Source organism: Acidovorax sp. SUPP1855 (genome assembly GCF_030158955.1).
In the GTDB taxonomy this organism is placed as follows: Bacteria; Pseudomonadota; Gammaproteobacteria; order Burkholderiales; family Burkholderiaceae_C; genus Paracidovorax.
In genome coordinates this window covers 1-24,995 of record NZ_BQXI01000023.1, presented here as the reverse complement: position 1 = coordinate 24,995, position 24,995 = coordinate 1, and the positions used below count along the sequence as shown (strand labels likewise).

Genomic DNA, 24,995 nt, shown 5'->3' with positions numbered 1-24,995 from the left:
TGGGGCTGCCTGCGGGCCGCTCCACCCCTTTTCAACGGAGGGAATATGGGAACCATCGAAATCAACAGCGTGGGCGACGACACGCCTCGGCACCCCGCCGTGTCGGCGGTCGCTCTGTCGGGATGGGTGACCGCGCAGCAGCCTTCGGCACTGTCGAACCTGGCGTATGCCAACCAGGTCGTCAGTGGCGACCTGAGCGCCAAAGCCCAGGTGGCGCGCCAGGACGCCATGAACCGCCTTCGCCACACGATCGTGGCCTCGGCCGTGGCACGCATCCAGGCGCCGGGGCCTTGCACCGCCCGGTCGGTGGTGACGGTACTCACCAACAACGAATTGGCGCAGACCCTTGCCGGCCTGAAGAGCGCCCTCGGCGCCTTCTCGATGCGGCAGACCACCGCCCCTGTGCGAACGGCCATCCCATGAACCAGGCCACGCGGGAGCCGACGCCGATGGAGCTGCACAACACCATGCTCATGGAGCAAATCCAGAGCCGGCTGAAAAGCGGATTCGATGCGGCATTGCAGGGCGGCAACTACTACGTGGTCCGAAGCAGCCTGACAGGGGTGCTGTCCGTTCTGGCATCGACCACCATCACCGACGACCACGATGTGGCTTTCGGCCCTCAACCGTTTTCGCAATGCATCGGCTATGTCAACTCCACCGTCGTCATGCGAACGGCTGAAAAAAACGATTGGGAATCGGACCCCGCCCTCACGCCGGTCCTTCCGAAGAAACACAAAGACAAAGGCACTGAGCAATGAACCAACCCCAATCGCTGGCACAACTGGGCCAGGTCGTCGAAAGCATCGCCGACTCCATGACGAAGGTGGCCACCAACATCGCGATGCTGGGGGTCGAGGGCAACGCCGATGAACAGATGCGGGTCATCACCGAGGAGAACAACAAGGTGCTGGACTACATTCGCCAGCTGTACAAACTGCCGCCAGCGCCGGAGCAGTGACATGGCAGCCAGTGGTGCCATCGTGGACGCTGCCCTGTCGGCCGTGGCGGCGCTCAATGCCGTCGCGCTGCCCAGCGCCGAAGCCTCTTACGCCCTGATGGTCGAGGTGCTGGAAAGCGATCCCTCCCCACTCATCTTCGGATCGTTGGCCCTGAGCGCCGGCGCCATCATCCGGGGACTGAACGCCTACGAAGCCACCACGGTGGCGGGCAGCCCTGAATAGGGTCACCCGCATGCCACGTCGCGAAACCCCATGGCGGCCTTTGCCGGCACAGGTGGTGGTGGTGGCATTTCCCCAGGCATATCGCCAATATCCCTCCGGCATGGGGCTGGACGGCTATTCAGGCGATTTCATTCTGGTTCAAGCCGACCCAGGCGACATCCAATTGCCTGACAGCGCAGGCGACTGGTTGAACCTTTCGCCGCCCGTGGCACTGTCCCCCGGACTGAGCCGTGTGAATTACAAGGCCACGGACAACACCTTGTCCATGCGCCGTCTGGCGGTTCCAGTCGGTGTCCGTGGAAAGACTTATGCGGTGCAGTTCATGCAGCAGCCCGGTGAACTGGTGCAGACGCAAATGGTGAGGGTGCTGAATTCACCGCTGACCCTCGATTGCCTGATCGCCGTTTCGTTCATCGCCAGCCTCATCAAGAAGATCCCGATCCCGCCGATCAAGGCGATCGTGGCGGTGATCGCGGTGGTGGCATTGCTCGCGCTGGGAATGGCCGTGTCGTTGTTGCGGCGCAGTTTCATCCTGGTGCCAGAACCCTTGCCGCTGTCCACCGACACCGACGGCGTGCCCATCACCATCGTTCCCGGCGTGTCGGTATCGAATGTCCTGCCACTCGAGAACGTGTTGGCAGAAAACCAGACCATCGCACTGCAGACGATCAAGGCGGTTTATTGGTTGATAAAGGAGGTGCAATGACGTCTGCGACCGGGAGAACCAAGGCATGCGTTGAGTCAGGAGAATCCATGGATGACTACACGGGTTTCGGCACCGCGAAGTTTCCGGGGATGGAGTCCCTCGCAAGACCCGAGCCGCTCGGCCCCATGGAACGCATAGGCGCAAGCCGATATGGATGGCGCAACGGTCTGCCGGCCGCTGAGTTTTTGACCTTCAGGGCATAGCCCCACCGACCCTCGCGGCCGGAAACACCCGGTCACAACACTTCGCGCCGCGGCGACACCGGCTTGACGTTGGCGGATCACGATGGAGGTGCTGAAAAAAACACACAGCGCTTTTCCAAAGGAGATCGTCATGACCCGCAAGACCATTGCCCTCACCGCCGCCACGCTGGCCCTCGCCGCGATGGGCTCCGTCACCACCGTGGCACGGGCAGCCACCAGTGCCACCGTGATCGTGCAGTCTGGCGGACCGGTGTACCGGCAGCCCGGGCCCGTGATGGTGCAGTACCAGGCACCGCCCCCGCCCCGCCGCGAAGCCGTGCCGCCCCCGCGCCGCGGCATGGTGTGGGAGACGGGCCATTGGGAATGGCGCGGCCATCGCCATGTCTGGGTGGCCGGCCACTGGGTCCGCGCCCGCCCCGGCTATGTCTACCGCCAGCCGGCCTGGGTGCAGCACGACGGCCGCTGGGAGATGCGCCGCGGCGGCTGGGACCGCGACGGCGACGGCGTGCCCAACCGCCAGGACCGCCGCCCGGACAACCCGAACCGGTACTGAGCCACGCGCGGCCCGCGCGGCCCCGCGCCCGCCGCATTCAGCCCATGGCGGCGGCGCTCCCCCGGCCCATATGCATATGGCGCGCGGCGCATGAACGCTTGCCCACAATGACGCATCGGTTCTCACCCCGCGTTCAGCGCCCCTCTGCCATGCCGCTCCTCTTTCCCATCACCCACCGCGCCACCCGCCGCATCGCCGCCGCCCTGGCCTGCGTCGCGGCCACCACCTTCAGCTTCGCCGCCCACGCCGAAGCGGCCGGCTGGCCCCGGCAGCCCATCACCCTGATCCTGGGCTTTCCGGCGGGCTCGGGTATCGACGTCGTCGCCCGCGCGGTGCAGGAGCCCCTGGGCCAGAAGCTCGGGCAGCCCATCGTCATCGACTACAAATCGGGCGCCGCCGGCAACATCGCCAGCGAGTTCGTGGCCCGCGCCCGGCCCGACGGCTACACACTGGCCTTCGGCACCGCCGCCACGCACGGCAGCAACGCCGCGCTCTACCCCAAGCTGCCCTTCGACGTGGAGAACGACTTCGTTCCGGTGGGCCCGCTGATCGACGTATCGAACGTGCTCACCATCAACCCCGACGTCATCGACGCGAAGACGCTCCAGGAGTTCGTCGCGCTGGTGAAGGCCCACCCCGGCAAGTACAACTACGCCTCCACCGGCAACGGCGCCGGCACGCACATGGCCTTTGCCGAATTCAATGCGCGCCTGGGCCTGGACATGGTCCACGTGCCCTACAAGGGCGGGCCCGAAGCCATCACGTCGGTGGTGCGCGGCGAGACCTGCTGCATCATGAACCAGGTGCAGACCGTGCTGCCGCACTACAAGGCCGGCAAGGTGCGCCTGCTGGGCGTGACCACCGCCAAGCCCGTGGCCGCCGTCAAGGAGGTGCCCACCATCGCCTCCAGCGGCCTGCCGGGCACGCAGGGCTTCGACAGCTCGATCTGGTTCGGCCTCTTCGCGCCCAAGGGAACGGACGCCGCCGTGGTGCAGAAACTCAACACCGCCCTGCGCCAGGTGCTGGAGCAGCCCGAGGTGCGCGAGCGCTTCGAATCGCAGGGCAACGCCGTGCGCATAGAGACGCCCGCGCAGTTCCGCCAGACCGTCCACACCGACCGCGCCAAGTGGGCCCAGGTGGTGAAGGACGCCCGGATCCGCATCGACTGACCGCACGGCCCGCCCCCTCCGCCGCGCACCGGGTTTGCGCGGCGCGGCTTCGCTGCTACGATGCACCCCGCAGGAGAGCGAACGGCCCCCGGGCCGTTCCACCGAAGGCGCAAACTCCCATACACGCTCAGGTCCCGTACTGCACCACCATCAAAGCCGTCTGGAGAGCCGCCATGCATGCCATGGCGCACCGAAGGAGCAAGCCCCTCGCCGTGTTGGCGCAGGGTGAATCTCTCAGGTACCAAGGACAGGGGGAGCGGCAGCACGGCAGATCGCCGTCGGCTGCACGCTATCAATTCAATAGCACCACGCCGGCGATCTGCTTGCGCAAACCTTCCAAAAGGCTTGTGAATCATGCGCGTGATCGTTCTCGGTGCCGGCCTGCTCGGCACCACCTCCGCCTATTTCCTGCAGCAACTCGGCCACGAAGTCACCGTCATCGACCGCCAGGGCGTGCCCGGTGCGGAAACCAGCTTCGCCAACGGCGGGCAGATCTCGGTGAGCCATGCCGAGCCCTGGGCCAACCCCGGCGCACCGTTCAAGGTGCTGAAATGGCTGGACCGCGAAGACGCCCCCCTGCTCTTTCGCCTGCGCGCCGACATGCGCCAGTGGCTATGGGGCCTGCAGTTCCTGCGCGAATGCACGCCGGCCCGCACGCGGCACAACATCGAGCAGATCGTGCGCCTGGGCACCTACAGCCGCGACACGCTGCAGCAGCTGCGCCGCGATACGGGCCTCCAGTACGACCAGCGCACACAGGGCATCCTGCACTTCTACACGAGCGCCCGGGAGTTCGATGCCGCGCTCGCTCCCGCCGAGCAGATGCGCGCCCTGGGCTGCGAGCGCCGCGTGGTCAGCGCCGACGAGGCCATGCGGCTGGAGCCCGCGCTCGCCCACATCCGCCCGCAACTGGCCGGCGCCACCTACACGGCCGAGGACGAATCGGGCGACGCCAACACTTTCACGCGCGAGCTGGCCCGGCTGGCGCAGGCGGCGGGCGTGCAATTCCGTACCGGCTGCCACATCACGGCGCTGCGCACGGCGGGCGGCGCCATCGACCATGCCGAGATCACCAACGCGGAAGGCCGCTTCGAACGCGTGCGGGGCGATGCCTACGTGCTGGCCATGGGCTCGTTCAGCCCGCTGCTGGCCGAGCCGCTGGGCCTGCGCCTGCCCATCTACCCGGCCAAGGGCTATTCGGTCACGATGCCCGTGCGCGATGCCTCGGCGGCCTACGAGGTGAGCCTGACGGACGATGAATTCAAGCTCGTCTTCTCGCGGTACACCAGCGAGCGCGGCGACCGCCTGCGCATCGCCGGCACGGCGGAACTCAACGGCTACCAGCGCGACTTGAACCCCGTGCGCTGCGAAGCCATCGTGCGCCGCGTGGAAGAACTCTTTCCCGGCGCGGGCGACACGCGCCACGCCCAGTTCTGGACCGGGCTGCGCCCCGCCACGCCCAGCAATGTGCCGCTGATCGGCAAGACGAAGATCGGCAACCTGTTCCTCAACACAGGGCACGGCACGCTGGGCTGGACGCACGCCTGCGGCTCGGGCCGCTCCATCGCCCGCATCGTGAGCGGGCTGGCGCCGGAAGTGGACTTCGCCTTCACCGGCATGCCGCGCACGGCCGCACCCGCGCTCCTGCCGGTGACCTGAAGTCCATTGCTATTATTTTCATAGCTGTCACCGCATGATTTTCTAGGGCGTGAGGCCAAAACGGCCTAAAACCCCATTGGGCCACCCCAGGAAAGGGCGCACGGCCTGCGGGCATGCCGGCGCGGGGCCTCCCGCGGTCACCGGGCTCAGGCCGGCGCGTGCTCGCTGGTGAACACCGTGAGCACGCCGGTGTAGCCGTACAGCCGGTGGTGGGCGATCTCGCCGCCGGCGAAGAACCCCACCAGTGGCACGTCGCCCAGCGCATGGCGCACGATCTGCAGCTCCGCGCTGGGCCCGCCGAAATGCGGGCCGCCGCGGCCGGAGCAACTCACGTAGATCGCGCCCACGATGTGCCGCTGCACCGGCGCTCGCGTGGCCCCGTCGGCACCGCCGCCCAGGGCCTGCGCCAGCGCACGGCGCTCGCTGTCGGCCGACGGTGCGGGCAGGGTCTCGGCCTCCTCGGGCGTGAGCTCCTCGCGGATCTCGGCGCAGATGCGCATCAGGTCGGCGCGGGCCGCCGCCACGTTACGCTGGCAGAACGCCAGGCGCATGCCCTCTTCCACCTGGTCGGCCAGGGCCACGCCCCGGCGCGTGGCGTCGAGCCCCACGATGTGGCGCACCCGGGTGTCCGTGCCGAAATGCCCGGCCCGGCCGAGCGGCTGCACGCCGGCATCCACCAGGCCCGCGAGCGTGGCCCGCACTTCGCGCAGCGCGGGCTGCGGGTCGCCGTCCAGCGAGATGTGCAGCGTGTCCAGCAGCGCATCCAGCGCCGGCTGGCCGTCGAGCGCCAGCACCACGTTGTCCTGCGCCTCGGTGATGGTGCAAAGCGGCCCCACGGGCTGGCAACCCTGCGTGACGCGCGACAGCAGGCTCACGCCCTCGCTGAAGGCCACGCCCGACAGTCCGCCGTCGAACACGCCGCGCGCGCCGCCCTGCCCCGCGATGTTGCCGTTGCCGCCCACGGCGAACTGCACGCTCGCGTTGCGGCTGGCCGACAAGCCGCCGAACAGGTACCCGGTGGCCGTGCGGTCGGCCATTTCATCGATCAGCTCGGCCAGGTCGGGCGTGCGGCCGTCCGCGTGCACGAGCGCCGTGTGCGCAACGAACCCGCTGGCCGCATTGCGCGCCAGCGGCGCCACGCCGGAGAACACGCGGTACTGGTCGGACCGCAGGTCCAGCAGCATGACGGACAGTGCCGGCTCGTCAAAGTATTCGGCGTTGTTGGCCGCCACGCCCACGCCCACGGTGCCGCTCCAGTCGGTCACCTCAGGCAGTTCGGCCGACACGAAGTCGAGCAGGGCCTGCGCCTCGTCCGCATAGTGATCGGTGATGTAGAGCACCCCCAGGGTGGGCGCGCTGGCGTACTGCGGCAGCGCCATCTGCGCGCGCAGTTGCGCCAGCACCAGCGCGGCCGCCATGCGCCACTGGGGATGGGTGGCGTGGCCGTTGGGAAAGAGTTTCATGGTCGGAGGCAAAGGTCGCGGCGGCCCGCTGCGCGGGCGGCCATGTCGGAAAAGAAAGTGCAGGGAGATGCGGTCACGGGCCCGTCCGCTTGCGCGGTGCGGCGGACTTGGCCGCGGCCGGCGCGGCAGCGCGCCGCGCCGCAGAAGGGGGAGCCCCCACGGGCTTCCTGGCAGCGGCCTTTTTCGGCGCAGCGGCCGGCCGGGTGCGCGGGGCTGGGGTGCGGGCTGAGGCAGGGGCCGCGGCCGGCTTGCGGCTGCGGGCGGTTGGCGCCTTGGCATCCTGCGGCGCCTGGGCCATGCGCGTAGCCTCCTGCACGCCCTGCAGCCCCTGGGCGGCCAGTTGCGTGGCCATGTCGGTGGCGGTCTTGAAGGCCTCGGCCGCCGCACCGCGCGTGGCCTCCACCGCGGCCTGGTGCGACGCATCGCCCATCGCCTGGGCTGCGATCTGCTGGAACTGGCTGGTCAGCGCGCCCCACCACTGCATCGGGTCCACGACGCCGGGCAGCGCGGTGGACGCGGCTCCCGTGGCCGCGGGGTCGCTGGCGGCGTCTTCTTCGGTCTCGGGCTCGGAAGCGGGCGGCTCGGCCGGTGGCTCGCGCTGGGGCTCGCGGTAGGGGGCGGGGCTGGCACGTGCGGGCTCGGGGGCGGGTGCCGCGGGCGATGGTTTGGGCGCGAAGGCACCGGCCAGATCGCCCATCGCCACGTTCATGCCCTTGAGCGTGGCGAGGGTCATCTTCTGCACCTCCAGCGCCTGCACCGTGGCGCTCAAGGCGCGCGAATTTTGCTCCAGCCAGAACTGCACGGCCTTCAATTCATCGATGCGTTTTTCCAGCTCTTCCACGCTGATCGTCGGGGCCACCCAGCTCGACAGGCTGGGCATCTGCGGCACGCCGCCCGGCGCGCCTTTGGCCAGGTTCTGGAGGAAGTCGAAGCCCGGCACGAACCTGCCGAAACCGAAGGGAGATGTGTCGCTCATGGCCATTCCTTTGCGATGCGCTGCATGGCGCCGGTGGGGGATGGGACAGCTTAACGCGATTGCCCCGCGGGGCCAACGCCGCGGGCATCGCCCGGCATCGCCAGGGCACCTCGCCGGCACCGCTTTCTGCGCGCGCCTCGGGGCCTTCGAACCCAGCATCCATGCCGCTTGCAGCGTGCAATCCGCGTGCGGCCCGCGCCCGCCGATGCAAACCCCCTAGAATCCGGCGACCAGCATGCTGGAATGTTCACCACTTTTTCCGAGAAATACCAACACCATGGCAACTGCAAAGAAAACCACCGCGCCTGCAAAGAAGGCCGCTCCCGCAGCCAAGAAGGCTGCAGCCCCCGTGGCCAAGAAGGTCGCAGCACCGGCCAAGAAGGCCGCTCCCGTGAAGAAGGTCGCAGCCCCCAAGGCCAAGGCCCCCGTCGCCGCCAAGGCCGCTCCTGCCGCGCTCAAGCCGCTGAAGGAAGTGTTCACGAAGACCTCGCTGATCGCCCACCTGGCACAGCAGGCCGGCGTCGAGCCCAAGGCCGCCAAGGCCGTGCTCGCAGCACTGGAATCGGCCATCCTGGCTTCGGTGCACAAGAAGGGCTCCGGCGAATTCACGCTGCCCGGCCTGATGAAGATCGGCCTGCAGCAAGTGCCTGCCAAGAAGAAGCGCTTCGGCAAGGACCCGTTCACGGGTGCCGAGCGCTGGTTCCCCGCCAAGCCCGCATCGGTCAAGATCAAGACCCGCGCGCTGAAGAAGCTCAAGGACGCCACGGTCTGATCGACCGGTGCCCTCCGCGGTGCCTTGGCGGCACCGCCAGCCCAACAAAAAAGCCGGCACCTGTGCCGGCTTTTTTTCATGCGCACCGCGCTCCCATCAGGGCTCCAGATACCACTGCGCCAGGCGCCTGCGCTCGGCGGGGCCCACGCCCAGCCGGTGCTCCAGGTAGCGCAGCACGCCGCCATGGTCCGTCTCCACGGCCTGCAGCGCCGCTTCGAGAAAATCCTGCTGCACGCGCCACAGCACGTTCAGCACCGCCTCCGGCGCGGCCCCGTTCACCTGCGCGGGCCGCCGGTACAACCCGTTGGTGAGCAGATAGTCCTGCATCACCACCTCGCGCGATACACCCAGCGCCAGCAGGATGAGCGCCGCCGCGAAGCCCGTGCGGTCCTTGCCCGCGGTGCAGTGAAAGACCAGCGGCGTGTCGTTGTCCAGCAGGTGCTCGAATAGCGTGGCGAACTCGCGCGTGTTGTGCGCGACGAAAGCGCGGTAGGTGTCGCGCATCAGATCCATCGCGATCTCGGGCGTGAGCGTGTGGCCCGACAGCGCCATCTCCTTGGCACGCTGCACCACCGTCGGCTCGATGGACAGCGGGTAATAGGCCACGTCGGGCAGCACGTAGGCCAGCGTGGCCCGCTCATGCTCCCCTCGGAAATCCACGGCGCGCGCCAGCCCCAGCACCGACAGCGCCAGCGCGTCTTCGGGCGTCAGCGCGGCCAGGTGGTCGGAGCGGAACAGGCGGCGCCAGCGCACGGGCCGGCCCTGCTCGCCCGGGTAGCCGCCCAGGTCGCGGAAATTGGTGGCGCCCAGCAGGTTCAGCGAACGGGAGTAGGAAAGTGAGTCGCTCATGCAGCCACTTTATGCGAAAGGCGCGCGGGCCGGAGGGATGGCCAGGGCATGGCCCATGGCGCCGATCCCTGGGCAACCCCTGCCCCAATCGCGGGGCGCCACCCTATACTGGCTACGGATCACCCGGCCCCGCTGAAAGCCATGGCGGAGGCACGGATGCAAGTGCGCAGAAAGAGGCACGGAGAAAGGACGCAAGGGCGAATGCCTGCCCATGCCGAACAGGGCCCCGGGTGCAGGGGGCCAGGCTCGGCGCGGAGAGGCGCACGACAAGAATCCAAGGCCAGTGACCGCCCACGGTCCGGCCTTCCATTCCATAATTTCAGGAGGGGGCTTGCATCCATGAAGAAGACGCTGGCGAACGCTTCCACCAGAAAGCTCCTGATGCTGCTGGTTCCGGCGCTGATCATCTTCCAGGTGGTGGCGTTCGTCTTCCTGCACTTCGCCAACCGCAACATCGCGCTGGAAAGCGTGGACTCCGCGCTGGAAGGCGGGGCGCAGACCTTCCTGTACACGGCCGCCACGCGCAAGGACAACCGGCAGCAGACCTCGCTGCTGGTCACGAAAGACTACGGGCTGCAGCACACCATCGCCAACGGCAACCGCGCGACCATCGAATCGGCGCTGGCCAGCCAGCTGGCCCGCACGGGGGCCGAGCTGATCGTCCTCACGGACCTCAACCACAAGATCGTGGCCCGCGCTTCCGTGACCCAGTTGCTGAACGAGCGCGACCTGGATCTGGACGCGACGCTGGAGGCCCTCGTGACCGAGGTCAGCGAAACCGGCCGCAGCATCGGCCCGCTGGCCGCGGGCGAGCACACGCCCGTGCTCTACAACTGGGTCAAGGCCACCATCAGCGCCCCCATGCCCATCATGAACATCTTTCTGGGCTATCGCGTCAACACCATGGCGGTGGAGCAGTTCACCAAGATGACGCAGCTGAAGATGGCGTTCCTGTCGCAGGAAAGCGAAGGCGATTTCGTCATCCACACCTCGACCCTGCCCGGCATCGTGCTCAACCGGAGCATCCACGAACACACGCAGTCGTCCGAGAACTTTTCGGCGGAAGGCACGGACGGTGCGCAGTACCGGGCCAAGGTCATCAACCTGGGCGGGCTGCAGGGCTCCAACGTCATCGCGGTGGTGGCCAAGCCGTTCGCGCCGGTCTTCTCGCCCTTCCTGAGGCTGGAGGGGCTGTTCGCCGCCAGCATCCTGTTCAGTTCGTTCCTCTCCATTCTGGCCGCGAACCTCATCACCAACCGGGTGGTCGTGCCGCTCGAGAACGTGGCGCACCGCGATGCGCTGACCCATCTGGCCAACCGGCGGCTTTTCGAGATCAACCTGGAGAACGCCGAGCAGAACCAGCAGGCCCTGAACACCGGATACGCGATCTTGCTGATGGATCTCGACAAGTTCAAGGCCATCAACGACAACTACGGCCACGAAGCGGGGGACGCCGTCTTGAAGGAAGTGGCGCTGCGAACCAAGAAGCACGTGCGCTCGTCGGACACGCTGGCGCGCCTGGGCGGAGACGAATTCGCCATCCTGATGCGCTCGCAGGACCTGCAGCGCGTGCAGGAGGCCGCCGCCGCCATCGTCAACGCCATCCGGCAGCCCATCCAGGTGCGCCCGGACCAGTGGGTGAACGTCGGGGCCAGCATCGGCATCGCGCGCTCCCCCGAGAATTCGACCGTGGCCGCCCAGGTGCTGCATTGCGCCGACCTCGCCATGTACAGCGCCAAACAGCAGGCCAGCGGGCTCCAGGTGTACGAGGGCACACCGCCGACGTGATGCGTCGCCGCCACCGCAGGCACCGCGCTCGCGAAGGTTGATTTCGTTACAGCCCGTCCTGCGAGCAGGACCGAATGCGCCAGAGGCTGAGTAGGACAGGTCTGATTGACGTGGTTTGAAATTCTGGACCCAATGGATTCCTTCACTCCTCACCCCTTCACATCCACCCACTGCCGAGGTCCGCACCCCCATGCCCAAGCTCCAAACCGAATCCAGCGCCCGCCATCCCGTCGAGATCCACTACGAAGATTACGGACAGGGCGCCCCCGTTGTGCTCATCCATGGCTGGCCCCTGAGCGGACGCTCGTGGGAAGCCCAGATCCCCGCCCTCGTCGAAGCGGGCTACCGCGTGATCGCCTATGACCGCCGCGGCTTCGGCGCATCGTCGCAACCCTGGGAGGGCTACGACTACGACACCTTCGCGAAAGACCTCGATGCGCTGATGACCGGCCTCGATCTCACGGGCGCCACGCTGGTCGGCTTCTCGATGGGCGGCGGCGAACTCGCGCGGTACATCGCGAAATACGGCAGCCAGCGCGTGGCCAAGCTGGTCTTCGCGGGCGCCGTTCCGCCCTATCTCTACAAGAGCGCCGACAACCCGGAGGGCGGACTGGACGACGCGACGATTGCGCAATTCAAAGAGGGCGTCAAAAAGGACCGGATGGCGTTCCTGGAAAACTTCACGCACAACTTCTTCAGCGTGGACGGCAAGCTCAAAGTCAGCGAGGAACAGCGCCAGTACGCCCGCGACATCGCCGCCATGGCATCGCCCAAAGGCACGCTCGACTGCATCGAGGCCTTCGGCAAAACCGACTTCCGCGAAGACCTGAAAAGCGTGAAGGTTCCGACGCTGGTCCTCCACGGCGATGCCGACGCCATCGTGCCGCTGGAAGTGAGCGGAGCCCGCACCCACAAGGCGATTCCTGGCAGCGTACTCCAAGTCATCGCTGGGGCGCCGCATGGCTTCAACCTGTCGCACGCGCAGGAATTCAATGCCGCCTTGATCGCATTCCTGAAAAGCTGAGCCATGGCCCAGCCACATGCCCCCATTCCCGCGAGCTTCGAAGACTTCGAGCGCCAAGCGCTGGCGAAAGGCTACGAGCAGGCACTCGTTCGTACCTGGGCCCCGCAGCAAATCGTGCAGCAGCATCGGCACGATTTTCATGCGAGTGCATTGGTGGTGGCGGGCGAGATGTGGCTGACGCAGTCGGGCACCACGCGCCATCTGGTGCCTGGCGACACGTTCGAACTGGATCGGTCGGAACCGCACGAGGAGCGCTACGGCCCGGATGGGGCCACGTACTGGGTGGCGCGGAGAACGAGCGCGGCGTGAATCGCCGGATCATCGACAGGAAATGCCGCGTTGGCAGGAATGGTTCGAGTTTTAGTGATTGGAGCGGGCGCACGCCACCGAACCGCTTCGCCGCTCCACACACGACCGCATCAGGGTGAGGAAAACCATCCGCAAAACAAAAAGCCCCTGGTTCGCAAGAACCAAGGGCTTTGATGACTGGTGGCCTGGGACTCTCCCCCATTCCCTGCTGGAGGCCGCATGAACAGTGACTTTCGCTATACCGAGTAATACAACTCCTGCGAAAGTTACTGCATGCCTATCTTGGTTGGCCTCTCCGATACTGCCCTGCGCAATGTGAAACCTGGCGATCCGCGCAAGCGGCTCAGCGATGGTAAGGGCCTGTACCTGCTGCTCTTCGTGAAAGGCGGCTCTCACGGGTGGCGCTTCGACTACTCAATTCGAGGCCGAAGGAAGACCCTCTCCCTTGGTACGTACCCAGATACGTCGCTTTCCCTCGCCCGTGACAAAGCCAAGCGGGCGCGCCAGCTGGTCGCGGAGGGACTTGATCCCAGCGATGGACGCAAAGCGGCGAAGGCTGAAGCAAAGCTTGAACGGGATGCAGAGTCTCGTATTGCATCTGGGCTTCCGGCCTTGGGGAGCTTTGAATGTGTGGCTCGAGAGTGGTTCGATGTCCATCAGTCTGGCTGGGCTCCTTCGTACGGTGAGAAAGTGATACGACGTCTGGAGCGGGATATCTTCCCGTGGATTGGAAAGAAGCCCGTTGACCGCATCAGTGTTCCTGAAGTGCTCGAGGTCTTGCGTCGGATTGAATCGCGCGGTGTGCTGGAGACCACGCATCGTGCTCGCGAGAACTGCAGCCAGGTGTTTCGGTTCGCCATCGCCTCAGGCTTGGCCCTCACTGACCCGGCACGGGATTTGGCCCCGGCATTGCGCAGGCCCGTCTCTGATCGGATGGCCGCCATCATCGAACCCTCCAAGCTGGCACAGCTGCTGCGTGCCATTGATGGGTACTCTGGCACGCTCATCGTCCGCACCGCGTTGCAGCTCTCACCCATGCTGATGGTGAGACCAGGTGAACTGCGGCACGCTCAATGGTCCGAACTGGATTTAGACAGCAGTGTTTGGATCATCCCGGCTGCCCGAATGAAGGGGACAAAGGTCTTCAAGGCGAGTAGAAAGAACGATCACGTTGTCCCGCTCGCTCGCCAGGCCGTGCAGCTGCTGAGGGAGCTCCATCCGCTGACCGGACCAGGAGGATATGTGTTCAGGGGTGTGCGCGACCATGAACGGCCGATGAGCGAGAACACCGTCAATGCAGCGCTGCAGCGAATGGGCTACGACACGCAGGAAGAGATGACTGGTCATGGCTTCAGAGCTACGGCGCGCACCATCGTAAGTGAGCAGCTCAAGTTTCCATCTCCGGTCATTGAGGCCCAACTCGCACACGCGCCCAGTGGTCCTTTGGGCAGTGCGTATGACCGCGCGAAATTCTTGGAAGCCCGTCACGACATGATGCAGCAGTGGGCCGATTACTTGGACCGACTGCGGCACAGCGGCGAAATGATTGAGCTACGCCGCGCAGCCTGAAGACTATCGAGGAAAATTCATCAATAGAAAGTTTCAATAGAAATTCACTGCATCACCAGTCCTCCGCATTCCTATACGTCATTAGGCGTTCTTGGACGCACCCGGATGACCGATGGGCCCTCCCCCACGATTGAGGCAGGCTTCGATTCATCGAAGACACCTTCCGGCCCACCACTCGGAGGATGGAGATGTTTGATGACCATGCCCAAGCACGACGCGCTGCTGCGTCTTCCTCAAGTCCTGACCCTTGTCCCTGTCTCGCGTGCCAGCTGGTATGCGGGCATTAAAGTGGGGCGCTATCCCCAGCAGGTGCAGCTCGGTCCTCGCACTGTCGCTTGGCGTCGCAGCGACATTGAGCGGCTGATCGATTCCCTCGGCCAAGAGGTCGCGCATGGTCAGTGAGCCTTCAACGGGGGGACCTTAGGCGTCAATTCTCGGGAGACATCTGGCGGATCACGCCCTCAGTTCACGCGCCTCTTAACTTTCCCCGCAATGCGCTTTTTGGCGCGCGCCAAAAAATTTTCGGTGAGTGGGAGCGTTTTATTCACAGACCTGTTGAAGCCAACTATTCGGGATCAATGAAGACTAGCGCGCTCGCTAAAGCGTTTGGACTATGGGCCCATGAGCGTGATGCGATCCATAGCACGAAGTCTTGATATACGCCGCTACACCCAAAGAGCCTGCCTTCGTTGATCGAGCGTTGAGCAAAGAGGATCGGGTTCAAGGTTACCTACTTCGCAGCCACCTCTTTCCCCCACCGTGTCAGATGCACAGTCACTTCCGTTTTGCTGACGCTGTAGTCGGCAACGCGTACTGCCTCAGGTACGTTTGACTCTTGAAGGTTCTTCAAGCTCTCTTTGAGTTGGAATGTGAACTTCGCCGTTGTCGCTCCCGTTCCAGTGAGTCTTTGCACCAGTGCCAGAGGCAGAGGGAGGGAGCGTCTGTGGGTCGAGTAGAAGGTAGCAACCCATGACTTCAGTCCCTTGCCGGCGTTAAGCGCTGAGTGCGGCACTGCTGTCCACTTCGCAGGGCCATACAGTTCGGCTAGCGGTTCAAGCACCCGGAAAACGATCTTATCGCTGCCGCTTGAAATGTCACCACGGGCCTTGCCGTCGGCGAAGGAAACTTCCAAGATGCGCGGAAGGTGACGCTCAAACCCGTCGTGTCGCAGGTGAAGGGATAAGGCCGATAGTCTTTCGAGGCTTGCGCGAAGGGAGCGGTGACTTTCCGCGCTGTACGCAACGCCCATTTGATTGACAAAAAGATAGAACGACACTTCAACCCATGATGAGTCGCCCCCGGGAGACAAAGGCCGATCTTTGTAATAGTCCACGCAACTGGCGAAAACCCTGCGGTCATAACTTCCGAGGGCCGGGCCACGATTTATCAAAGTAAAGTCGCCCATTCCAGGAATCAACCTTCCCCCGGGCTCCTGGTCGATATCGCCGCTGATCGTGTCTTGATCTACGGCGTTTTGAGCCTCGGTTACTCCGTCGGGTGTCAGCCCTATGGTCCTCATTGACCAGAGGGCGGACCGAACGAGGACGTTCGGAAATCCCGTGGTCTCGGGCTTCCAGGAGGGCAGGAATATGTCTTTCCCGCGTCTGACGGAGCGCCTTTTCCGAGCACTGTTAACCTCGTTGGGTGTGGCGTTTGGCGGTAGTTGAAGTATCGGCTCTCCAGGTACTCTGGAGGCTCGCTCAGCGCGGGCCGCCGCGCGGTGGATGACGTCTTTTTGATGTTGCGTGAAATGATTGCTTTCAAGGGCCAGCGTTGCTAGCGTTTTCACGTCGCCCGCAGCGATGGCATGTCGAGAATTTTTCGTAGTCGTCAAACTGCACCGTTAAAACTGTAGTTGGGAGAATGATTCGCTGCAGCTCGAAGGTCATGAAACTATAGGCTGAAGGATCCTTCGGTATAGGGCACAGGATGACTTTGAAAAACGGCACCCAGAACCACCTTGAAAAGGTGGGTGAATTTGGTGGTGCTGTTCGACCTAATCTAATAATCCCTTAGCGCAATCTTGGGTGAGGTGCCTCCTTGCCTGAATTTGCTTGGGCCTTGTTTGCGCTTTTGATGCCCCGAGATCGCTACGAACGCTCCATTTTGCAGAGGGGCCTCGTAGGGAGTTTTTCTACCCATGAAACGTATAGCGCTGCACGGTAAAACGGTCGAATGTGAAGCCTTGGGCTTCTTGCGGACGGCACTAGCCGACCGCCGTGGAAGGCTTCTCAAACCTGATGCAGCCGCATAAGCTGAGGCGTGCTGTCCTAAGTTCGAGGGCACGTTTGCCGACCAGGCAGGATGCTGACGCATCCTGTTCCATTTCGGGTGTAGCAGCCACCGCCGATGGCGGCGTGCAAGGACTCTAGAGGTAGCAGGCGTCCCGAGAAGACTCACGTTCGAACCGTCATATGAGTGGGGGCCAATGAGCGAGAACGAGAATTACCAATAAATCTTGGTACTTCGGTTTAATCTGAAGAAGACCGTCGTAAAAGAATCGAGGGATCCTGTGCAGCGGTGAGATTAGGCCCTTGATTTGGATTAGTCTGTGTGCATGGTCTTTACCGCTCACCAATCGACCGGCACTGCGACAAACTTAGCCGCCCCGTACTTTCAAGCGCCGCCGCCTCGCAGTGCCGAGGTGGTGCTGTATCTGGATTTCGATGGCGTTCTCCAGCATCAGGCTGTGTACTGGCATCCTCGACGTGGTGCTTTTATCAACCAACGAGAGGCGCCTGGTCACACGTTATTCGAATGGACGCATTTCTTGGAACAGACGCTCGCCGGATTTCCCGATGTGCGCTTGATTCTGAGCAGTACGTGGTGCATTGCACCTGGGTACGGAAAGGCTTTAAAACGCCTGCCAGAGTCGCTGCGATCAAAGTTTATCGGGGGTACATTCCATCGGCGGGTTCATGGTGCAGACCCTTGGATATTCGAGTCGTTCAGGCGAACACCCAGGTGGCTTCAGATATGGGGTGACGTAAAAAGAAGGAAGCCCGTGCATTGGCTAGCCTTGGATGACGATGTCAGTGACTGGCCACGTGAGCACTTGAAGAACCTCGTAGCTTGCGACGGAAACACGGGGCTTTCATGCGTGTCGGTTCAGGCTGAATTAAGAGAGAAACTTGCACTATTGACTTGAGTGAATGACGTCCGTGCGAGGTCACGTTCCTGGGCTGCCCACAGGCTTCTCGGCGTTAACGACGCTTCGCAGCGAACGTAGACATTGATCGGCACTGAAATAAGGTAGGAGGTCAGAGTGGCAGGTCGAAAACAACATTTCATCCCTCAGGCGCTGCAGCGGGGGTTCGGGCAGGCAAAAGGAAAGAAGACCCAGGTCTACGTCTTCAAGAAGGGGAGCGAGCCCTACCTGTCCTCCACTGAGGGGGTTGCTGCGCAGCGGGACTTCTACTCCGAGCCGTCAGACGAGGAGACGCTGGACGACCGAATCACCAAGTACGAAAAACTGGTGCTATCGCCAGCGGTCACCGCGCTCCGCGAGTCCCCCCTGGGCCCGGTCGACGCACTGGCGCGGTACAGCGTTGGCGACGGGATGCCGAAGCTTTGCTGGCTTCGCGGCAGGGCAAGAGCTAAGAGGGGCCGCTCCGGCTTGCGGAGGTGACACTGGCTGCTCCGACCAATGAGCAGTTGGCCGTTGCTGCCTTGATGCAAGCCTGCTGCATCAGACAGCGCCCGCAGCTGCAGCGGCCACTGCAGGGACGGTGATCCCGCCGCAGAAGCGTCGCGTGTTGGTCTGCCAGGGCCGGCCTTGCAATCATGCAGGGGGCAGGATGGGTCTGGGGGCCCTTGCGCAACGAACAGAAGCGACTGGACTTGTGCAGTGCCGGGGCCGGGGCCGGGGCCGGGGCCGGCATGATGAGCGCGCGCACCAGTTGTTGGGACCCTGCAACCTTACGCTCGTAGTGCAGGTGTTTCCCGAAAGGACTTAGTATGGCGGCGTAGATGAGTTGGGCATCGCCCGAATCATTGATGCGCACCTGCTGCGTGGGGAGATTGGTTCGCGAAATAGCCTACGAGCCGCTACCTACCAAGCAGACATTACGGCAGCTTGGGTGAAAGGCGTCTTTAGCCACAGGAAGGTCTGAAAAAGCCAGAACTCGCGGCGCCAGCGAACGTCTGCTTTTGGACGCCCACACTTGCCTTTCTTGATTTTCCGACATGGGCCGTGATCAGCGGCTTAACAGCATCAAAGTCTTTTTGATTCGCGAGCGCGATCTCCAGGTCGCCTGTGCCCCAGTGCCCAATGTCACTCACGTCCCGAGCGTTGGGCGGCAAGGGGCCAGACTGTTTGGGGTTCAAGTATAGGTAGGCCATCCAACAGCCGAAAGAGATGAGCTCGCTCATGCAGCATATTTCTGAGGAAAGCTCGGCAGGCTTGCTGCAACATCGCGGAAGGCTGCCAGAGCTGCCTCTAGGTGCTCAATGATCTCTTGCTGCAGAACATCCGGTGAAGGAAGCTCATCGAGGTTGTCGAGGCTGTCGTCCTTCAGCCAGAAAACATCCAGGCTGGCTTTGTCGCGGGCCATGAGTTCGTCGTAGCTGAAGAACTTGAATCGGTCCGTTACGTTGCGTACGTGGCGATCTGCCGGGTTGTAGCAGGTGACGAAATCACGCAGGTCGTCCAGCTTCAACTGGCGCGTCTTCAGCGTGAAATGCTTGTTGGTACGCAGGTCATAAAACCAGATGCCTTTGGTGTGCACACGGCCATCTTTTGGCGCATTGTCAAAGAACACCACGTTCGCCTTCACACCTTGTGCATAGAAGATGCCGGTAGGCAAGCGCAAGATGGTGTGCACATCGCAGTTCTCCAGCAGCTTGCGGCGAATCTTCTCTCCGGCGCCTCCCTCAAACAGCACGTTGTCAGGCAACACCACAGCTGCCTTGCCGTCAACCTTCAACATGCTGACGATATGCTGCAAGAAGTTGAGCTGCTTGTTGGACGTGGTTTCCCAGAAGTCTTGACGCTCGTAGGTCAGGGAGTCTATGTCCTCCTCTCCAGCGTCATTGGTGATCGTCATGCTGCTCTTCTTGCCGAAGGGCGGGTTGGCCAGCACGTAATTAACCTTGCTCTTTGGCTCTGAAATCAGCGCATCGGAGCGGTCAATGGCTGGCTGACCATCCAGCTCACCGATGTTGTGCAGGAACAAGTTCATCAAGCATAAGCGCCTGGTGTTCGGAACTATCTCGTTGCCGACGAATGTCTCATCACGCAAGAAGCGCTTCTGCTTTGGGTTGAGCTTAGGCAGATCACGCCCAAGCGATGCACCGTTATCCTCCAGCCACTTGCCAGTACCCGATAGCCACTCATTGGCCACGAGAAAGAACCCGCCAGTACCGCAAGCGGGGTCGGCAATGGTCTTCAATGGCTGCGGCCGAAGGCAGGCCACCATGGCCTGAATGATCGCGCGCGGCGTGAAATACTGCCCTGCACCGCTCTTCGTGTCTTCGGCGTTCTTCTGCAACAAGCCTTCGTACAGATCACCTTTGGCGTCTGCCTCGAGACTGATCCAATTTTCGGCGTCGATCATCTGGACCAGACGGCTGAGCTTGGCCGGATCCTGAATCTTGTTCTGCGCCTTGAAGAAGATGGCCCCCAGCATGCCGGACTGCTCGCCCAGCTTGTGCAAGATGGACAGGTAATGCGCTTCCAGCGGCTCGCCGACCTTGGAGGTCAAGCTGATCCAGTCGTACCCCTTAGGGATTTGGGTGTTGCGGTTGTATGGCTCCTGCGCGTATTCATGCGCTAGTTTCAAGAACAGCAGGTAGGTGAGCTGTTCGAGGTAATCGCCGTAACCAACGCCGTCGTCGCGCAAGGTGTGGCAGAAGTTCCAGACTTTCTGGACAAGGGTGCTCGTGTTCATAGAAGAGCCTCAACCCAAGCCTTGTCTCGATGCGTGCCAATGGCAGATCGGAAAAAACTTGTGTGTTCGTGATCGTGGGAGAGATATTTTTTGATTTCAGCTGTTACCGCTGGATTGGCCTTGTCGCCCACAACAGCTAGTAACGTAGCCAGTGTCTGCCAACGACTGCGCTTGTCTTCGGGCATGTTCCATTCATTAAATCCGAGACGGTCAATCGTGTACCGCGCACGCTGATGTTCCCAGGTGCCATTACGCGCCGCAGGCTTGACCTCGCCGTCAATACCATGGGCGAGCAGTTCGCAATCAGCCTCCATGCATGGGTCCAACAGCCTAGGCGATTCAGCATTTAGGTACTCCGCAGGCAGCGCGCAACGCTGTGCCTCATTGCGAATCGGGAATTCATTCGCCTTGCCGTGCAATACGTCTGCATCGTCCTTTTCTGGTCGATTGCACCGTTGGCAAGAAAGGCGAAAGTTAGACCATTCATATGCCAGCCAGTAGTACTCGTCATGGCCTACGAGCTTCACGCCATCTACCGTGATGCCTAGCTTGGGCCGGAAGTGATCGACATCAAACGGTGCGCGCGTGCTCTTCACGTTGCCAGCAGTTGCTGCATGAGCTGCGACGATTTTGATTACGCAGAGTTGGCAGACAAAGGCGGACTACAGAAAGCCGGGGGTATTTTTGGCAAGGAACTGGATACCTTGATGAAGGAAATGAATATGGAGTTGGTGGCGTGAGTGAGAATGAAAATTTGCCGCCCGGATGGCTTGAGCTGGAGTTCGGGGATTTGTTCTCGCGGCCCGTTGACGACATCGTTGATGGCCCATTTGGCTCGAACCTCAAAGCAAGCGAGTATGCCTCTGCGGGTATCCCAATTGCGCGACTGCAAAACATTGGTCGGAATCGGTTCATCACCAAGAACATCCAGTATGTGACCGACGAAAAAGCTGAAGAGTTGGCTAGGCACACATTTGTGCCTAGCGACATCCTCATCACGAAGCTGGGCGCCCCACTTGGAAAAGCGTGCCTTGCTCCGGACAGCATTCCCAGAGGCGTTCTGGTCGCAGACGTCGTTCGTGCTCGACTGACGCATCCTTGGGTTGATCGTCATTTCCTTTGTTATCAGATCAACGCTGAAAATGTAGTCGAGCAGTTTAAAGAGCAAACGAAAGGCACGACACGACCTCGCGTTAATCTCACGAAGATACGAACACTCAAAGTCCGACTGTGTCCCCTGCCAGAGCAAACCCTCATCGTCGCCAAACTCGAAGAACTTATCTCTGAACTCGATGCAGGTGTGGCCGAACTCAACGCTGCACAGAAAAAACTAGCGCGATACCGCCAGACGCTGCTCAAAGCTGCAGTGGAAGGTGTGCTCACCGCTGATTGGCGGGCCAAGCACAAGCCCACCGAAACGGGCGCGCAACTGCTGGCGCGTATCCTGACCGAACGTCGCGCCCGCTGGGAAGTCAAACAACTCGCTAGATTTGAGGAGCAAGGCAAAATCCCGCCGAAGGATTGGCAAAATAAATACCCCGAGCCGGTGCAGCCGGGCATCGCCGATTTACCGAAACTGCCGAAGGGTTGGGTGTGGGCGAGCGTTGACCAATGTTCTTTAAACGAGTCGGCAATTACCGACGGTCCGTTTGGGTCAAATTTGAAATCGTCCCATTACCAAGAACACGGGCCTCGTGTGATTAGGCTCCAGAATATTGGTGATGGAGAGTTTGTTGACGCGAAGGCGCATATATCGCAAGAACATTACGAGCGGCTCACAAAGCATGCGGTTGAGGCAGGTGACTTGGTCGTAGCGATGCTTGGAGAGGAGCTTCCGAGAGCCTGCATTATTCCGCCGGGGGTGTCTCCTGCAATTGTTAAGGCTGATTGCGCAAGGGTTCGCTTGAATCCCGCTCTCGGAATCCCTCACTTGGTTATGTCGCAACTGAACTCGAAGCCTGTTCGTGATGCCGTTCTAAGGTTCGTAAAGGGTATTGGTCGGCCCCGCGTAAACCTTGGCCATATTCGGGCTGTGCCGTTGGCCATCTGCTCGATGGAAGAGCAACGCGAAATTGAGAGGGCTCTGGTTGAAGCTGGAATTTCAATTGAGGACCAGCTAGCCGCTATCGACCTCGCCCTCAAGCAATCCACCGCACAACGCCAAAACATCCTGCGCGCAGCTTTTGCCGGTGAACTGGTGCCGCAAGACCCCAGGGACGAACGCGCCAGCGTGCTGCTAGAACGCATCCGCGCCGAACGAGCAGAGCGTGCTCAGCAGCCGAAGATTCGCAAAACAAAGCCAAAGGAGACCGCCGCCATGGCGATCCAACTGATCGACGTGCTCGCTGAGGCGGGCGACTGGGTGCCAGCGCAAGAAGTCTTCCGGCGCTGCGGTGTGACCGATGGCGCGCTAACGGAACGGATTGAAGAGCTGTACGCCGACTTGCGCGAGCTGGACAAGGAAGGCCGCCTAGCCGTGGAGACCGTGACGGACGAGCATGGCCGCAAGCTGTATGACAAGCTGAAACTGCTGGCGGGCTGAGCATGCGTCTGGACAAACTCACCATCGGTAGTGCCAAGGGCAGCCCGGCGCACCAGTTCAAAAATCTGAAGAACGTCACCATCGACTTCGACCAGGAGCACTGGGTAACAGTAGTGATTGGCTGGAACGGCACAGGCAAGTCCAACGTGCTGGAGGCGCTGGCCATCATTTTTCGTGACTTGATCACCTACAAGAGCACGTTTCCAAAAAAGAAGAAGGAAATTCCTCGATTCGCATTCAAACTCGCCTATCGCATGGGCTCCGGTGAGAGTCTGCGGCACATTCACATTGATGCCGACCCGGATCGAGGGGATGAGCCCTTCACGATCCACGTTGCGACGGATGCAGAGGCCCGTGGCGAAGGCACCTTGATCCCATTCAGCGAGGGCGAAGCGTCGGTGTCGGCCCTGCGTGGCAAGGCCATCAAGCTCACGGCGTTCCTTAATGCGGATAACGAGTATCTTCCGCGGTATGTCTTTAGCTATTACTCGGGCGAGAGCCCGCGTATGCAAGAGGTATTCGAGCCCTACCTAAAAGATTATTATCAAGACCTTTTGAGCTCGAAGACTGATCCTGCTCCGAAACGTCTTTTCTATGCGCTACCTGTCCACAGCCAGTTCGTCCTCCTGGCATTTCTGATTCAACCCGATCAGAGGGTGAAGGATTTTCTAGAGAAAGAACTGGGTATCGATCCAGATAACGGGGTTGAATCCGTCCTTTTTGTCTTGCGTGAGCCACCTTGGGAATCGAGAGAAGGTGATCCGAGATTTTGGCATGCAAGAGGTTTGGTTCAGCGTTTCCTGGATCGACTGATGAATGTTTCGCTGGCGCCGATCTCCATCAAAAGGAAATTAAAGAAGTCCATATGGAATAAGAACTCGTCTGAGTACGAGTATCAATATTTGTATATCAAAGATGTGGAGTCACTCAGGGCGCTTGTCGGGGACCAGCCTGCAAACGAGTTCTTTCGAGACCTAGAGAGCACCTATGTCTCCGAATTGATCGAAGAAGTGCGCATTCGAGTGCGCCTGAAGAAAAACGATGGCAGCGTCACATTCCGTGAGCTGAGCGAAGGCGAACAGCAACTGCTCACGGTGTTGGGGCTGCTTCGCTTTACTGCCGAGGAAGAAAGCCTGTTCCTGTTGGATGAGCCAGACACCCACTTGAACCCTCGCTGGTGTGTGGATTACCTGAACTATCTGAGAACCTTTGTCGGGCAGAGTAGTGAAGGGCAGGACAACAGTCACATCGTCCTGACAACCCACAATCCCTTGGCCATTGCAGAACTTGTTAAGGAGCAGGTGCAGATCCTCTATCGCGAAGTGGGCAGCCGCACTGTGCGCGCCGAAAACCCCGCAGTTGACCCAAAAGGCATGGGCTTTGCAGGGATCGTGACTAGCGATATGTTCGGCTTGGGCACTAGCCTAGACAAGGCTACGAATGCCGATCTCCTGACATTGCATCGGCTCTCTACCCAACAGGCTCCGCTTAGCGATGATGATCAAGCTAAGTTGGTCAAAATACGTACACGCCTTGAAGGCTTGGATTTCAACTTTGCGTCGAGGGATCGGCTGGAGCAAGAGTATCTGCGAGCCCGGTTTGAGCTGGCGGCGGATGGCGATATCGACGGTGCCGTCGTTACGCCGGAAAACAAACAAAAGGCACTCGATGCCCTGGTGCAAAGTCTGATGCGCAGCTTGCAGGAGGGGCAGGCTTGAGATTCATCCAGATTCCATTGCCCCCTCATTTGCCCGCACGCTGGCTCACGGTTTGCGTTGGCCGAGTCTCGCGAGTCGATGCGCTGGCCACTCATGATCTTCGATCTGAATACATCAAGAGAAATGGCAGTTGGGGCTTGCTAAAAAAATGGCTCGCCGACGCCAGCGGACACAAGTGCTGGTATTGCGAAGCGATCCTTCATCAAGCGCAGCCATTCAGTCTGCTCTGTCGTAAAAGCCGTACCACGCTGGGCGTTGTGTCGAAAGATCCAGGCTTGGAGGCATTTGTCCACCTCGTCGGCAAACGGTTTGAGTTCGCCCTCCATCCCTATAGCAAAACGAGCTAGCGCCACCAGATCTGTCAGCTGCCGCTTGCGGTCAGTCCCGTTCACGGCGCTCGACTGCACACGTGCATAGGCGCTCCACAGTCGCTCAGTGGTGAGCATCAGCGGCGGTTTGCTCAGGTGTTCGTGTAGATCTTCGATCATGTCGAAGGTGAGTGGGCTTCCCCCGGTTTCCCGGACGGTTTGCCTAGCCCATTAAGCGCTGCCGCTCTTCGAATTGAACCGGGCTGAGGTAGTCCAATTTGGAGTGTTTTCTGAACGGGTTGTAGAACCGCTCGA

The 24,995-nt window shown here is 61.8% G+C and carries 27 protein-coding genes, 1 pseudogene and 1 riboswitch; of the genes and pseudogenes, 19 read left to right on the top strand and 9 right to left on the bottom strand.

What is annotated here, in order from left to right; translation table 11 throughout:
• Positions 1-45 precede the first annotated feature (45 nt).
• From AVMA1855_RS18425 to AVMA1855_RS18390, 8 genes are all read left to right on the top strand, one after another.
• Positions 46-423 (top strand): hypothetical protein, encoded by a 378-nt coding sequence (locus AVMA1855_RS18425; RefSeq protein ID WP_284426806.1) that lies wholly within the window; start codon positions 46-48, stop codon positions 421-423.
• Complete coding sequence (locus AVMA1855_RS18420) at positions 420-761, top strand: hypothetical protein (RefSeq protein WP_284414583.1); 342 nt, start codon at positions 420-422, stop codon at positions 759-761. Before AVMA1855_RS18425 ends, AVMA1855_RS18420 begins: the two co-directional genes overlap by 4 nt.
• Entirely contained in the window at positions 758-961 is a 204-nt protein-coding gene (locus tag AVMA1855_RS18415) for a Ras family protein (protein WP_284407179.1), read from the top strand. Before AVMA1855_RS18420 ends, AVMA1855_RS18415 begins: the two co-directional genes overlap by 4 nt.
• Position 962: 1 nt before the next feature.
• On the top strand, positions 963-1,184 hold the full coding sequence (locus AVMA1855_RS18410; RefSeq protein WP_284426805.1) for a hypothetical protein: 222 nt from the start codon (positions 963-965) through the stop codon (positions 1,182-1,184).
• A gap of 10 nt (positions 1,185-1,194) precedes the next feature.
• Complete coding sequence (locus AVMA1855_RS18405) at positions 1,195-1,890, top strand: hypothetical protein (RefSeq protein ID WP_284426804.1); 696 nt, start codon at positions 1,195-1,197, stop codon at positions 1,888-1,890.
• Between the two features lie 333 nt (positions 1,891-2,223).
• A complete protein-coding gene (locus AVMA1855_RS18400; RefSeq protein ID WP_284402473.1) occupies positions 2,224-2,646 on the top strand; it encodes a YXWGXW repeat-containing protein in 423 nt (140 codons plus the stop codon).
• Between the two features lie 149 nt (positions 2,647-2,795).
• Positions 2,796-3,815: a Bug family tripartite tricarboxylate transporter substrate binding protein gene (locus tag AVMA1855_RS18395; RefSeq protein WP_284426803.1), complete on the top strand. Its 1,020-nt coding sequence runs from the start codon at positions 2,796-2,798 to the stop codon at positions 3,813-3,815.
• Between the two features lie 150 nt (positions 3,816-3,965).
• Positions 3,966-4,076: riboswitch (glycine riboswitch) on the top strand.
• Between the two features lie 93 nt (positions 4,077-4,169).
• The gene (locus tag AVMA1855_RS18390) at positions 4,170-5,474 is read left to right on the top strand and encodes a D-amino acid dehydrogenase (RefSeq protein ID WP_284426802.1); all 1,305 of its coding nucleotides are present in this window, start codon (positions 4,170-4,172) and stop codon (positions 5,472-5,474) included.
• A 146-nt stretch (positions 5,475-5,620) separates the two neighbouring features.
• On the opposite strand, the gene AVMA1855_RS18385 is transcribed toward AVMA1855_RS18390, so the two are convergent.
• Both AVMA1855_RS18385 and AVMA1855_RS18380 read right to left on the bottom strand, forming a co-directional pair.
• A complete protein-coding gene (locus AVMA1855_RS18385; protein ID WP_284426801.1) occupies positions 5,621-6,937 on the bottom strand; it encodes an FIST signal transduction protein in 1,317 nt (438 codons plus the stop codon).
• Positions 6,938-7,010: 73 nt separating this feature from the next.
• Positions 7,011-7,913 (bottom strand): PhaM family polyhydroxyalkanoate granule multifunctional regulatory protein, encoded by a 903-nt coding sequence (locus tag AVMA1855_RS18380; protein ID WP_284426800.1) that lies wholly within the window; start codon positions 7,911-7,913, stop codon positions 7,011-7,013.
• Positions 7,914-8,190: 277 nt separating this feature from the next.
• Between AVMA1855_RS18380 and AVMA1855_RS18375 the strand changes: the two genes are divergently transcribed.
• Positions 8,191-8,685 (top strand): HU family DNA-binding protein, encoded by a 495-nt coding sequence (locus AVMA1855_RS18375; RefSeq protein WP_284402479.1) that lies wholly within the window; start codon positions 8,191-8,193, stop codon positions 8,683-8,685.
• Positions 8,686-8,781: 96 nt separating this feature from the next.
• Here AVMA1855_RS18375 and AVMA1855_RS18370 read toward each other — a convergent pair whose 3' ends face one another.
• Entirely contained in the window at positions 8,782-9,534 is a 753-nt protein-coding gene (locus AVMA1855_RS18370; protein WP_284426799.1) for a tyrosine-protein phosphatase, read from the bottom strand.
• A 339-nt stretch (positions 9,535-9,873) separates the two neighbouring features.
• Between AVMA1855_RS18370 and AVMA1855_RS18365 the strand changes: the two genes are divergently transcribed.
• The 5 genes from AVMA1855_RS18365 (at position 9,874) to AVMA1855_RS18345 (ending at position 14,626) form a co-directional block, all read left to right on the top strand.
• Entirely contained in the window at positions 9,874-11,322 is a 1,449-nt protein-coding gene (locus AVMA1855_RS18365) for a diguanylate cyclase domain-containing protein (protein ID WP_284426798.1), read from the top strand.
• A gap of 190 nt (positions 11,323-11,512) precedes the next feature.
• The gene (locus AVMA1855_RS18360) at positions 11,513-12,346 is read left to right on the top strand and encodes an alpha/beta fold hydrolase (protein WP_284426797.1); all 834 of its coding nucleotides are present in this window, start codon (positions 11,513-11,515) and stop codon (positions 12,344-12,346) included.
• A gap of 3 nt (positions 12,347-12,349) precedes the next feature.
• On the top strand, positions 12,350-12,655 hold the full coding sequence (locus AVMA1855_RS18355) for a cupin domain-containing protein (RefSeq protein ID WP_284426796.1): 306 nt from the start codon (positions 12,350-12,352) through the stop codon (positions 12,653-12,655).
• 273 nt (positions 12,656-12,928) lie between these two features.
• Positions 12,929-14,224, top strand: a complete 1,296-nt coding sequence (locus tag AVMA1855_RS18350) for a tyrosine-type recombinase/integrase (protein WP_284426795.1) — start codon at positions 12,929-12,931, stop codon at positions 14,222-14,224.
• 195 nt (positions 14,225-14,419) lie between these two features.
• A complete protein-coding gene (locus AVMA1855_RS18345; RefSeq protein WP_284426794.1) occupies positions 14,420-14,626 on the top strand; it encodes a helix-turn-helix transcriptional regulator in 207 nt (68 codons plus the stop codon).
• Between the two features lie 328 nt (positions 14,627-14,954).
• Here AVMA1855_RS18345 and AVMA1855_RS18340 read toward each other — a convergent pair whose 3' ends face one another.
• Entirely contained in the window at positions 14,955-16,058 is a 1,104-nt protein-coding gene (locus AVMA1855_RS18340) for a hypothetical protein (protein ID WP_284426793.1), read from the bottom strand.
• 723 nt (positions 16,059-16,781) lie between these two features.
• On the opposite strand from AVMA1855_RS18340, the gene AVMA1855_RS18335 reads away from it, so the two are divergent.
• Together AVMA1855_RS18335 and AVMA1855_RS18330 are read left to right on the top strand one after the other, a co-directional pair.
• A complete protein-coding gene (locus tag AVMA1855_RS18335; protein ID WP_284426792.1) occupies positions 16,782-17,372 on the top strand; it encodes an HAD domain-containing protein in 591 nt (196 codons plus the stop codon).
• Between the two features lie 117 nt (positions 17,373-17,489).
• Positions 17,490-17,852: a DUF4238 domain-containing protein gene (locus AVMA1855_RS18330; protein ID WP_284426791.1), complete on the top strand. Its 363-nt coding sequence runs from the start codon at positions 17,490-17,492 to the stop codon at positions 17,850-17,852.
• Between the two features lie 464 nt (positions 17,853-18,316).
• Here AVMA1855_RS18330 and AVMA1855_RS18325 read toward each other — a convergent pair whose 3' ends face one another.
• The 3 genes from AVMA1855_RS18325 to AVMA1855_RS18315 are packed head-to-tail and all read right to left on the bottom strand — an operon-like array spanning position 18,317 to position 20,708.
• On the bottom strand, positions 18,317-18,595 hold the full coding sequence (locus tag AVMA1855_RS18325) for a hypothetical protein (protein ID WP_284426790.1): 279 nt from the start codon (positions 18,593-18,595) through the stop codon (positions 18,317-18,319).
• A complete protein-coding gene (locus AVMA1855_RS18320; RefSeq protein ID WP_284426789.1) occupies positions 18,592-20,112 on the bottom strand; it encodes a class I SAM-dependent DNA methyltransferase in 1,521 nt (506 codons plus the stop codon). The genes AVMA1855_RS18325 and AVMA1855_RS18320 overlap by 4 nt, the downstream gene beginning before the upstream one ends.
• Entirely contained in the window at positions 20,109-20,708 is a 600-nt protein-coding gene (locus AVMA1855_RS18315) for a hypothetical protein (RefSeq protein ID WP_284426788.1), read from the bottom strand. Before AVMA1855_RS18315 ends, AVMA1855_RS18320 begins: the two co-directional genes overlap by 4 nt.
• 18 nt (positions 20,709-20,726) lie before the next feature.
• Between AVMA1855_RS18315 and AVMA1855_RS18310 the strand changes: the two genes are divergently transcribed.
• The 3 genes from AVMA1855_RS18310 to AVMA1855_RS18300 are packed head-to-tail and all read left to right on the top strand — an operon-like array spanning position 20,727 to position 24,372.
• On the top strand, positions 20,727-20,852 hold the full coding sequence (locus tag AVMA1855_RS18310; RefSeq protein WP_284426787.1) for a type I restriction-modification enzyme R subunit C-terminal domain-containing protein: 126 nt from the start codon (positions 20,727-20,729) through the stop codon (positions 20,850-20,852).
• Entirely contained in the window at positions 20,849-22,654 is a 1,806-nt protein-coding gene (locus AVMA1855_RS18305) for a restriction endonuclease subunit S (RefSeq protein ID WP_284426786.1), read from the top strand. The genes AVMA1855_RS18310 and AVMA1855_RS18305 overlap by 4 nt, the downstream gene beginning before the upstream one ends.
• A 2-nt stretch (positions 22,655-22,656) precedes the next feature.
• Positions 22,657-24,372, top strand: coding sequence for an ATP-binding protein (locus AVMA1855_RS18300; protein WP_284426785.1), 1,716 nt, complete (start codon positions 22,657-22,659; stop codon positions 24,370-24,372).
• A gap of 140 nt (positions 24,373-24,512) precedes the next feature.
• On the opposite strand, the pseudogene AVMA1855_RS18295 reads toward AVMA1855_RS18300, so the two are convergent.
• Positions 24,513-24,869, bottom strand: a pseudogene (locus tag AVMA1855_RS18295) (type I restriction-modification enzyme R subunit C-terminal domain-containing protein); the annotation flags it as partial.
• Positions 24,870-24,903: 34 nt separating this feature from the next.
• A partial coding sequence (locus tag AVMA1855_RS26650) for an IS3 family transposase (RefSeq protein WP_349817121.1) occupies positions 24,904-24,995 on the bottom strand: 92 nt, incomplete at its 5' end.